This is a genomic window from Streptomyces sp. NPDC006314, from assembly GCF_040613075.1.
Taxonomy (GTDB): domain Bacteria; phylum Actinomycetota; class Actinomycetes; order Streptomycetales; family Streptomycetaceae; genus Streptomyces.
In genome coordinates, this window is record NZ_JBEXRL010000035.1 from 26,549 (window position 1) to 36,381 (window position 9,833).

8 protein-coding genes and 1 pseudogene are annotated in these 9,833 nt (G+C 67.2%); 1 reads left to right on the forward strand and 8 read right to left on the reverse strand.

Features of this window, described 5'->3' with window-relative positions; translation table 11 throughout:
* Positions 1-468: 468 nt before the first annotated feature.
* From ABZ079_RS35375 to ABZ079_RS35405, 7 genes are all read right to left on the reverse strand, one after another.
* Positions 469-1,074 carry a thermonuclease family protein gene (locus ABZ079_RS35375; RefSeq protein WP_356943549.1) on the reverse strand — a complete coding sequence of 202 codons (606 nt, stop codon included), beginning with the start codon at positions 1,072-1,074 and terminating at the stop codon, positions 469-471.
* A gap of 11 nt (positions 1,075-1,085) precedes the next feature.
* Positions 1,086-1,307 carry a hypothetical protein gene (locus ABZ079_RS35380; RefSeq protein ID WP_356943550.1) on the reverse strand — a complete coding sequence of 74 codons (222 nt, stop codon included), beginning with the start codon at positions 1,305-1,307 and terminating at the stop codon, positions 1,086-1,088.
* 246 nt (positions 1,308-1,553) lie between these two features.
* Entirely contained in the window at positions 1,554-2,186 is a 633-nt protein-coding gene (locus ABZ079_RS35385) for a hypothetical protein (protein ID WP_356943557.1), read from the reverse strand.
* Positions 2,096-2,593 (reverse strand): hypothetical protein, encoded by a 498-nt coding sequence (locus ABZ079_RS35390; RefSeq protein WP_356943551.1) that lies wholly within the window; start codon positions 2,591-2,593, stop codon positions 2,096-2,098. Before ABZ079_RS35390 ends, ABZ079_RS35385 begins: the two co-directional genes overlap by 91 nt.
* 235 nt (positions 2,594-2,828) lie before the next feature.
* Entirely contained in the window at positions 2,829-4,460 is a 1,632-nt protein-coding gene (locus tag ABZ079_RS35395; protein ID WP_356943552.1) for a hypothetical protein, read from the reverse strand.
* 920 nt (positions 4,461-5,380) lie between these two features.
* The gene (locus tag ABZ079_RS35400) at positions 5,381-6,043 is read right to left on the reverse strand and encodes a response regulator transcription factor (RefSeq protein WP_356943553.1); all 663 of its coding nucleotides are present in this window, start codon (positions 6,041-6,043) and stop codon (positions 5,381-5,383) included.
* Positions 6,040-7,209 (reverse strand): histidine kinase, encoded by a 1,170-nt coding sequence (locus ABZ079_RS35405; protein WP_356943554.1) that lies wholly within the window; start codon positions 7,207-7,209, stop codon positions 6,040-6,042. The genes ABZ079_RS35400 and ABZ079_RS35405 overlap by 4 nt, the downstream gene beginning before the upstream one ends.
* A gap of 578 nt (positions 7,210-7,787) precedes the next feature.
* Between ABZ079_RS35405 and ABZ079_RS35410 the strand changes: the two genes are divergently transcribed.
* Positions 7,788-9,308, forward strand: coding sequence for an alpha/beta hydrolase (locus tag ABZ079_RS35410; RefSeq protein ID WP_356943555.1), 1,521 nt, complete (start codon positions 7,788-7,790; stop codon positions 9,306-9,308).
* Between the two features lie 428 nt (positions 9,309-9,736).
* Here ABZ079_RS35410 and ABZ079_RS35415 read toward each other — a convergent pair.
* A pseudogene (locus ABZ079_RS35415) lies at positions 9,737-9,833 on the reverse strand (IS5/IS1182 family transposase); the annotation flags it as partial.

Consider the following 9,833-nt stretch of genomic DNA (forward strand, 5'->3'; position numbering starts at 1 on the left):
CGAGGATCCACCCGGGTGTGCTCTCGGGCGTAGCAGCAATGACTGTCTTGTCCGGCGCGCGTTTCACGTCGGTGAAGCCCAGCCAACTCAACAGTTCGTCCCTGGCGGCGTGAGCAAAGAACGGTGGCTGACTGACCTCGGGGCCAGACCGGGAGTATTGGGTTTCCAGCGTGTCGACGGCATCCAGTCGCAGCTTGCCCTGGCCGGACGCATTGGGTTCGACGCTGTGGAAGCCGCCGGCGCCGACGAAATTCCACTCATCCGGATTGGCAGGGGTGAAGTGGACCGGTGTCCCCCTCCGGCCGAGTCCCAACGACCTGGTACGAGCCTCTGATCAGCAACAGCAGCATTACCATAGCAACTCCCTGGAGAGGAGAGAAGACCCGGGAGCCCTGAAGCCGATGAGCACCCAGCCGCGACAACACGATCAGGTTGCTCCCAGGCGGACCGGGTCAGCCTCCTGCGGTCTCAGGGCAGCTGGTCGAAGACGAGGTCCTCCGGACGATGCACCAGCTTCACGGTCTGGCCGAAGACCCTCACCAGCGTGTCGAGGTCAGTCTGCTCACCGGTGGATATCACGGTGACCTGATCGTGGCGTTGTCGCAGATCCTCGCGGAATCCGGCCAACGACGTCTCAGGGCCGTTGCGCACCAGAAAGTCCACCAACCGCCGAAACAGCGCCGGCATGACTACGATGTTGGCCAGTGAGTCCAAACCGGCGATCTCCGCTCCGGTACCCGTCCGATCCTTGCGCCACAGTCCCAATTTCTCCTGGCGGGCGCTTGTTGAAGCGTGGGCCATCTCGGTACGCAGGTCGGGGTCGAGTTCCCGCTCGAACGCAGGGTAGGCCAGGCCCAACTGCAACAAGGTCAGGTTGGCCGACTGCTGCAGCGCTGCGTCTGTGTTTTGAATGCGGGTGCCGCTCGGCGCCGGCGTCGGGCCGCCGCCGATGAACGCCACGCACCGTCCGTGACGATCGGCCCCGCGGGCCAGCAGGTACCCACGCACCCCAAGCGGTTGTACGAGTTTGGCGCTGCGCTGAAGCACCAGGCGCATCAGCGCAGTTCCGGCCAAATTGGCAAATTCTAGAGGCTGATGCACTCTTCCGGTGCGCGTCGGAAGTCCGTCTCCAAGGTGTCGGCGCCATACAGGCGCACGTTAGCGTGCCCGTCGGCATCAATAGCGACCTGATGTGTGCCTTCGAGGGCATGCCAGGCGTCTAGGGAGTCTGGGGCGAAGCGGACTGTGCCCCCGTCGGCGATGGCACCGGGCACGCGAAAGGTTCCCTCAAGGACCAGCAGGGACATGATCGTCTCCTCGCTGCGGGTGAACGATGGCGCAGGCGAGCTGCCGGGTACCACCGTCGTCGTTGACGATGATCCGGCGTGCCCGGAGTGCTGGCGGCATCTTCATCCCTCCTGCTTCGGGTCAGGTTCGTCGGCGTGTGGATTCGTAGCCGGCGTGTTAGCCGGGGACGTGTGGCCTCCTTCGGAATGGGCCGTATAGGTGGTTCGGCAATCGGTGGTGTGCTGGTTGGAGGACCACGGCCGCCGTCACGGTGTGATCAACACCCCTACGGTGGAGCCGCTGACCTCCGCTAGAGCGGTGACCTGGCGCGAGGCGTTCACTCCGGTGCCCCCGATGATCGTCATGCCCGGCGTGGCGGCGAACGCTGTCAGGTCGACCAGGCCGGTCGTGCTGTGGAGCACGAAGCCCCTGGCCGGGACGCCGAAGCTGCCCACGACGTGGCCGCTGGATCCCACATCGAAACCGTCGCTGTGCAGCGGCAGCAAAGCGCTGGGCGGCGATCCGTTGACGAATTGGGCCGCGCCGGTCAGCGGATTGCCGCTCGGGTCTGTGCCGGCATCTGAGGTGCCGATGATCAGACCTTGGTCGTTGATGCCGAACGCACCGCTGTTGTCGAGGAAACCGCCGGGATTGGCAGGATCGGGTATCAGCTTCGGGAGCAGGAATGCGCGTTCGACCATGTTCCCGCTGGGGTCCAGGGCGGTTGAGACCCCAACGACGTCGCCGTTGTTGTTGATGCTGGTGGCGCGGCTGGGGTCGGGGGTGCCGGGCAACATGCTCATGGGGATCAGCGAGCCCAGGTCGCGCATGCCTCCCAGCGCCGGGTCGAACAGGAAGGCGTGCTCGACGCCGAGGGCCGTGTCGGATTTGCCGGCGATCTGGCCGGCGTCGTTGCCATGTCGATCGCGCGACTGCTGCCTAGGAAGCTGCCCGGATTAGCCGGGTCGGGGATAAGCGTGCCCAAGTCCTGCACGGCGCCTGCGGTCCACAACACGGCGCGCTCGACGGGCGTTCCGTTGGCGTCTAGGGCGTCGGAGAAACCCACGATCTGTTCGTTGTTATTGATCGCGAAGGCAGTGGCAGTGCTGGGACCATTGCCCGTGGGCGGGATCGACAGTCGGGTCGGCATGCCCGTTGGGCCGTTGGGTTGGGCGGGGCGCCACACGAACGGGAAGACCGTATCGTCTTGGCCGACCCCAACCCCGGCGTTGTTGATCCCGTTGGCCTCGCTGAGACCGGTCACCGTTGCCGATGCCAGCGTCGTGACCTTCGGCCTGATGGCCATGCCGACCTCCTCGCTCACCGGGGGCGAAGCCGCAGATGACCCGACTCCCGCTGATCACGCTTTGCGACTCGAAGAGTGACCTGTGCCCCCTGCGTGCGAGGTCGGCGGCAAGAGATTGCGGATCTACCATGACGTCCCTATATGTGCCACTATCGATCGCATAGGCATTCCGCGATGAACGCCAGAGATTCCAGGAAACCAGGCCCCGACTCGGATGGCCTGCGGGCTCCCCCGCCTACCCCTGCGGAGCCGCCAGATCCACGATCTGAGGTTCGGAAAAACTCGCGGTGAACGATGTGTCATCTCCCGAGAACGCGAAGAGGGCCAGCTTTTTCTTCTCTGAAGGGCGGTCACTCTGAATCAGACGCAACCTAATGCTGGTGAACTCAACTCCGTCCCTGCTGAATTCGGCTACGCGAATCTTCCGATCCCGGACGGTTATCCTCAAGTGAACGGTCTCGTCGAAGAACGACGGCTCGGGGCGGAAGACCAGATGCTGCTCCGCGCCCGTCGTGCTGCTGCTCCCGTCCGCGATGCTGCCGTCCCCGGTGACGCTCCCATGGATGATGCCGACAAGCTGCCCGCCCGAATCGATGCGCTTGCTCACACCGAAATAGACGCCGCCCGGGGAGAGCAGAGCGATACCGGCGTGGCGGGCTGAGCTGATCGACGGTTCTGCAAACCGGAGCGAGAGCTTGACGGTGGCCTGGAAACTATCCGGCACATCGAACACGCGGTTTGGAATGTTCGAAGACGACCTCGGACCCGCCGTGAGCGCAAGACGCGGCTCCTCGGCCGGCTTCCTCGTCAACGGGATGGGGGCCGGCTCACTGAGGGGCGGTGTGAGCGCAGCGGGATCGAACAGCTGCGGCGGGCTGAGCTGGCCTCGGGAGAGTTTGATGGCGTGCGCCATAACCACGTTGATCAGCCTCGTGTACCCCGCGATGGCCCCATTCAGGGTTTCGGGCGAGGGAAGATCTTGGAAGAACACCGGATTTCGGAGCGCAAACTCCAGGTCGTTGCGGATCTGAATGTAACGAAGCTTCTTCTCACGCGCGTCGGCCAAGGCAAGCAGGAAGTCGTCCCGCTCCTCGGGGGTCGGCAGCGGCAGCGGCAGCGTGTCGTAGGTGGCCACCTCCGCCTCATAGGCCGCCGCGCTCGTTCTGGCGATCTCCGGGAACGCCTTGAACCGCTGCATGACGTCGTCGATGGTGACGGTCGGAGAGATCTGCGTCCCGGTGCCCGCCTTTTGGTACATGGTGGCACTGAACTCCGACCGGGTGCTTGCGCTGCTGTTCGCCCTCGCGAAGTCGGCCTTGAATTTTCCGCTCCCCACCAGTCCGTTGGCCTCGGCTTGGAGGGTGGCAGCCAGCTCTGACTGCTTGCTGGTGGAGACCGATGTGATCCTAATGACCGCGTAGAACTCCCCGCCGGTCTGCAGTCCGCGGATGAAGCTGTCGCCGAAGGCCCGCTTGAACTCGTCGAACCTGTTGGCCTTGAGCAGCGCCTTGGCGTCCTCGGTGACCTTGAAGTTCTTCCCCCGGCGCAGGGAGTTGTCCACGATGCACCGGGCGACCAGGAAGGTCGAGGTGGAGTTGAATCTGGTCGATTCGGAGAACTTGGCCTTGGCGGAGGCGGAGAAGAAGCCGTAGCGACCTTGAGCCTCGAAGGACATACCCAGGTTCTCCTGGAGGTCATCGTGGGTGTTGATGATGCTGATCGATGCGGTGACTTCCGCACCGGGGGAGGTCGGGTTTTCTGCGACGGTGAAGGCTTCCAGGGCGCTACCCACCGCGAGGCCGGATTCGCTGTTGAAGCCCATGCCGATCTCTTCGTCGTGGAAGATGATCCGGCGGATCTGCGGCACTGGTGGCATCGTCGATCCCTCCCCGTCAGGCTCGTTGCTGGGTGGATTGGTTGCAAGCAGTGCTCGCCCCGCGATCGTGCGCCCACTTTCAGGATGGGCCGTGTGGGTGGTTCCGCAACTGGGCGGAGGCGACACCGCGACCCGGGGCGGGGGTTTGCGCCCCCACCTGACCATCGGCGGCCAGGCCGTGCCAGCACTCCTTTAACCGGCCGGCCGTCCAGCTCCAGCAGCACGTGGTAGCGGCCGGGACCGGTCATGTGAGACGGATCCCTCGGGACCGGCCCGGCTCGCGGACGATCGCGTGCTTCTGATCGCGAAGGACAGTTGCCGACTGGACCCGGACCACTATCTCGAAGCCCTCACCCGAAACCCGGCGCCTTCCCCGGCGCTACGGTCCTGGAGCAGGCCCGCTCCGCGGGCAATTTCACCCTCTTCCGCGACGACGCCTATGGGCCCCACAAGCTTGAAGATCCGGAAGGCGCCACGGCCGAAGACCGGCCCGCACCAGCAGTTCGGGCACGTTCCGCGTGCGCTCTGCATCCCCACAGAAGCTACGAACCGCGCTGGTCCCGGTGACTTCATTCCTCGTGATCCGCGAGCCCGCCGACCGCCAAGCGCCGTTGATATCCGTCGACAAACGCCGTCGCTGAACGTGAACAGAGCCACGAACACCTACCTCGCCTTCCTTGACCCAGGCGGCGGGCATCACCCAGCCCGGTCACCCGACACCGGGCGACGAGAACGGCGAGCCGGCCCGGGGGATGGCAGGCACCGCGGACGAGGACGCCCACGCGCGACCACTCGGCCGCAGGGTCTGGCCACCGGGCGTGGGCCCGTTGTGACGGTGCCGAGGAGGCCGCTGGGTCGTCTCGTTCGCCGGACGCTGTGCAACGGCCGGCCTGTGCACGGATGGGTCGAGTTCAGTCGGGGTGGACGATGCGGCTGTCGTAGGCGAAGACCACCGCCTGGACGCGGTCGCGCAGTTCGAGCTTGTGAAGGATGCGCCCCAGGTGGGACTTCACGGTCGCCTCCGCGAGGCACAGCGTGGCCGCTACCTCCGCGTTGGACAGGCCGCGGGCCACCTGGACGAGGACCTGGCGTTCGCGGGTGCTGAGCAGGCGCAATCGTTCCTGCTGCCGGTCGCTGCAATCACCGGGGATGTGCGGGGCGAACTTCTCCAGCAGCCGGCGGGTGATCCGGGGAGAGACGACCGCATCCCCGGCGGCGACGTCGCGAATGGCGGTGAGCAGCACTTCGGGCCGCACGTTCTTCAGCAGGAACCCCGCCGCACCGGCCCTGAGCCCGGCGAACGCGTACTCGTCGAGGTCGAAGGTGGTGAGGACGAGTACCCTGCTCTGCGGTGAGACCCGGGTGATGCGACGGGTCGCCTCGATACCGTCCGTACCGGGCATGCGGACGTCCATGAGGACGACGTCGGGGCGCAACTGCCGGGCCAGCCGGATCGCTTCGTCACCGTTCGCGGCGCCCCCGACCACTCTCATGTCCGGCTGGGCGTCCAGCACCGTGGTGAAGGCCATGCGCAGCAGTGCCTCGTCGTCGGCGAGGAGAACGCGGATGGTCACGCCACCACGTCCGCTTCACGACCGAGGTCGAGGCGGGCGGCGACTTGCCAGCCACCGCTCGGCAGCGGTCCGGCCCGCAGCGTCCCGCCGTGAGCGGCAGCTCGTTCGCGCATGCTGCGGATACCGAGTCCTGAGGCGGCGTCGGCCTTCCCCCCGGGCGGTCCGTCGTCCGTGACGTCGACCGTGACCGTGTCGGTCAGGCAATGGACCCTGATGCGCGCCCGGGTACCGCGAGGCGTGTGTTTGAGCGTGTTGGTCAAGGCTTCCTGCACCAAGCGGTAGACGGTCAGTTGTGCGGCGACGGGAACGGAGGTCGGGTCCCCCCTGATCTCCAGACGGGTCGGCAAGTCGGCACGGCGCATCTGCTCGGCGAGGCTCTCCAATTCGGCCATGCCGGGCAGCGGATGTCGCTCCGCGTCCGGCTCGTCGGTCCTCAGAAGGTGAAGGGAGCGCCGCATGTCGGTCAGCGCCTGCCGGCCGGTCTCGGAGATCTGGCGCAGTGCGGCTGATGACGTGTCGGCCGACTGGGCGTAGGGAGCGGAGTCGGCCAAGGCGACCATGACGGACAAGTTGTGGGTGACGATGTCGTGCATCTCGCGGGTGATGCGGCTCCTCTCCTCGGCCACTGCGAGCCGCGCCTGCTGGTCCCGTTCGCGTTGGAGCTGTGCTGCCCGCTCTCTGAGGGCGCGCGTGTTCGCGCCCAGGGAGGCGGCAGCAGCGGCGAGCGCGCTGAGCGCGACGGTGGTGGACAGCGAGCGTCCCTCAGGCGCCCAGCGCTGGCAGGCCAGCAGTATGCCGCCCTCCATGACGAGGCAGGCCAAGAGCAGGCGTTGCCGCGTCGTGTACGCGGCCACCGTGTAGAGCGCGACGAGCAGACTGATCTCAGCGGGTAGTTGGTAGCCCAGCAGCCACTGAGCGAACGCTGCGGCGGCCACGGCGCAGAACACCGGCCAGGGAGCCCGGCGGCGCCAGACCAGCGGCAGCAGAAGACCTGAGCTGACCGCCACTGCCGCGGGTTCAGCGGTGACCGCGGGCAGCGTGGCCACCCCCAGCGCAGCCACCAGCAGGACATCCCAGGCCAGGGGCGGGATGATCCGAGCACCGGCATGAAACACGGCCGTTGCCGACCGGGTGGACAAAAATGCGTGGACGCGAAGCGGTGTCATCCGGTCACCGGGCCGTAAGGACGCGCCAGTTGAAAGCTGCTGCTGAGATCACGCGCTCGTTCCCCCGTGGATGACGCCTGCGACGGTCGTACAGGTCGTACGAACGTGTCGGTGGTGACGGTCGACAACCCTAGACCGCTGGTGCCACGGCGGCATGAGCCCCTCGTCTGAACCCGCCTCTCATGAACTGCTTCCTCAGGAGGAGCGACGGTCCTACCCCAGTGGCAAAATCGGCCCTCGACCTGCGACCCCGTTCCGCTCCGCAAGGGCCCCCGGCGCGGCGGCCGGACGCGTTGAGCCCTCACATCCCACCCGCAGTCGCAGACGACACGTCGCACGTGACACGCCCCAACCGTCGAAACGGCAGGTCACAGCACCGTACAAGGCATCCGTCTCAAGGACTGCGCCGTCGTGGGCGCGGAGCTTGGATGACCGACCGTGAGCTGATGTGCCGAACAGGTCCCGCGGCCTAGCTTCGGCAGGCGACATGCGGAGCAGCTGACGTGCCCGCTGCCGATCACGCATCTGACGTCGAACGAACATCAGGAGAAGTCATGTTGGGAGTCCGTAGGACAGCTGTGACTGCCGTCGTGGCGGTTCTGGGGAGCGCGTCCCTGGTCACCGCGTGCACGCCCCGGGGCGCCACCCCGCCCGGAGACGACGGGCTGGCACGATTCGAGCACCAGGAGATCATCTGGCACAGCTGCAAGGACGGGCCGAAGGACACCGAGGGCGCGGAATTGGACGGGGCCGGAGCCCGGTGCGCCGAGCTCACCGCGCCGCTGGACTACCGGCGTCCCGACGGCCGGACCATCAAGATCGCCGTCTCCAGGTTGCCGGCCAAAGACACCGCCCACCGGCACGGCACGCTCCTCTACAACCCCGGGGGGCCCGGCCTGCCCGTCCGGTACCTGGCCCTGCGCCTGCGTCGCGCGGCTCCTGCGTTGGCCGCCCGCTACGACGTGATCGGCATGGACCCCCGGTTCGTCGGACGCAGCACACCCCTCAACTGCCACTGGCCGGCTGTCACCATCGGCTCCGCCGGAGCGGACCGCGGCACATTCGACAGGACCGTGCGGCTGGCCAAGGATCTGGCGTCACGCTGCGACAGCCGGCGCTCCGTTCTGCCCTACGCCTCGACCCGCAACGCGGCCCGCGACATGGACGTCATACGTGCCGCCCTCGGCGAGCGGAAGATCAGCTACCTCGGCTCCTCCTACGGCACGTACCTGGGACAGGTCTACACGCAGCTCTTCCCGCACCGCACCGACCGCGTGGTGCTCGACAGCACCCTGGACGCCGACGCCTTCGGGCCCGATCTGCCCCGCACCCTCGGCCCGTCCATCACCCGAGCGCTACGGCACTGGGCGGCCTGGGCAGCCCGCCGCGACGCCACGTACCACCTCGGCTCCACCACGGCCCAGGTCATGCACGCCATCAGCCGGCTCGACCAGACCATCGGCCGGGCTCCCGTCAAGGTGGGCACCCACACGGTCAGCAGTCGTAACCTGCCCCAGCTCCTGTGGAACGTCACCGCGGGAGACGGCGACGAGGCGTACGCGAGCTACTCCGCTGACGTCAGGGTGCTGGTACGTGCAGCCCACGGCGACGCGGTCCGGCCCACCCCCACCCTCGACCAGGTCCTGACCGACCTGGCCGCCCCGGACGCGGACGGAACGTTCGCCGTCCAGACCGCCATCGAGTGCGCCGACCGGGCAGCCGCCTCCCGCGACCCGGAAACCTATTACCGCGACATCCGGCAGCACCGCGCCGACGACCCCGTTTTCGGGCCCCTCACCCGGACCGTGACCCCCTGCACCTTCTGGCCTACGACCCCCGCGGAGCCCCCCACCGACGTGCACAACAGCGTGCCACTACTGATGGTGGGTGACACGGGTGACCCGGCGACCGTGTACCAGGGCCAGTTGGCCGCCCACCACGACCTGGAGAACTCCCGTCTGGTCACCTTGCGCGGCGCCTTCCGGCACACCGTCTACGGAGGACTCTTCGCTCCGCGGAGCGCCTGCATCGACGAGGCGGTCAACCACTACCTCAGCACCGGTGTCCTCCCCTCCCACGACAGCACCTGCCAGAACTGACCCCTCGACCTCACCGCCCGCCAACCGGGCCATGCCACACCTCCGGTCCTGTATGGATGAGCTGGCCTCGGGCGGATGGGCGGACCGCGCAGAACCTGCTGGCACCGGTTGCGGATGCCGAGCAACGACGGCATGGCTCCATCGCGCGACGGCGCCAATGTCTGTTGCACGGATGTGTTCAACGACGCCCTGCCCGCGGTGCAGCAACCGGGGGTCCACCGGTGGGTGCACCACGTCTCGCGGACCGCCGAGGTGATGTCGTTCCGGGTTCTGGCGGCGAACCGGCAACCCGGCGCCCGGCGTCAAGCGGCACCGGCCCCAACTCCGGCCCCGGGCCCGGCCCGGATGTTCGACCTCGACGGGAGGCGGTGGCGGCTGTCGGATCCGCGTGCCGCCCCCATGTTCAGAGGTCGTTTTCACCCGTTGTTTTATCCCGAGATAGGCCTTTGGCTGCGTGATGTCGGGTCACGCCAGGAGATGGTGTTCTCGCCGGTGAGGCGGCGGGCCATGAGGTCGGTCATGGCG

Coding starts and splice junctions, on each gene's coding strand:
- ABZ079_RS35380 (WP_356943550.1), bottom strand. CDS start 1,307: ATGTCCCTGCTGGTCCTTGAGGGAACCTTTCGCGTGCCCGGTGCCATC.
- ABZ079_RS35390 (WP_356943551.1), bottom strand. CDS start 2,593: ATGGCCATCAGGCCGAAGGTCACGACGCTGGCATCGGCAACGGTGACC.
- ABZ079_RS35405 (WP_356943554.1), bottom strand. CDS start 7,209: ATGACACCGCTTCGCGTCCACGCATTTTTGTCCACCCGGTCGGCAACG.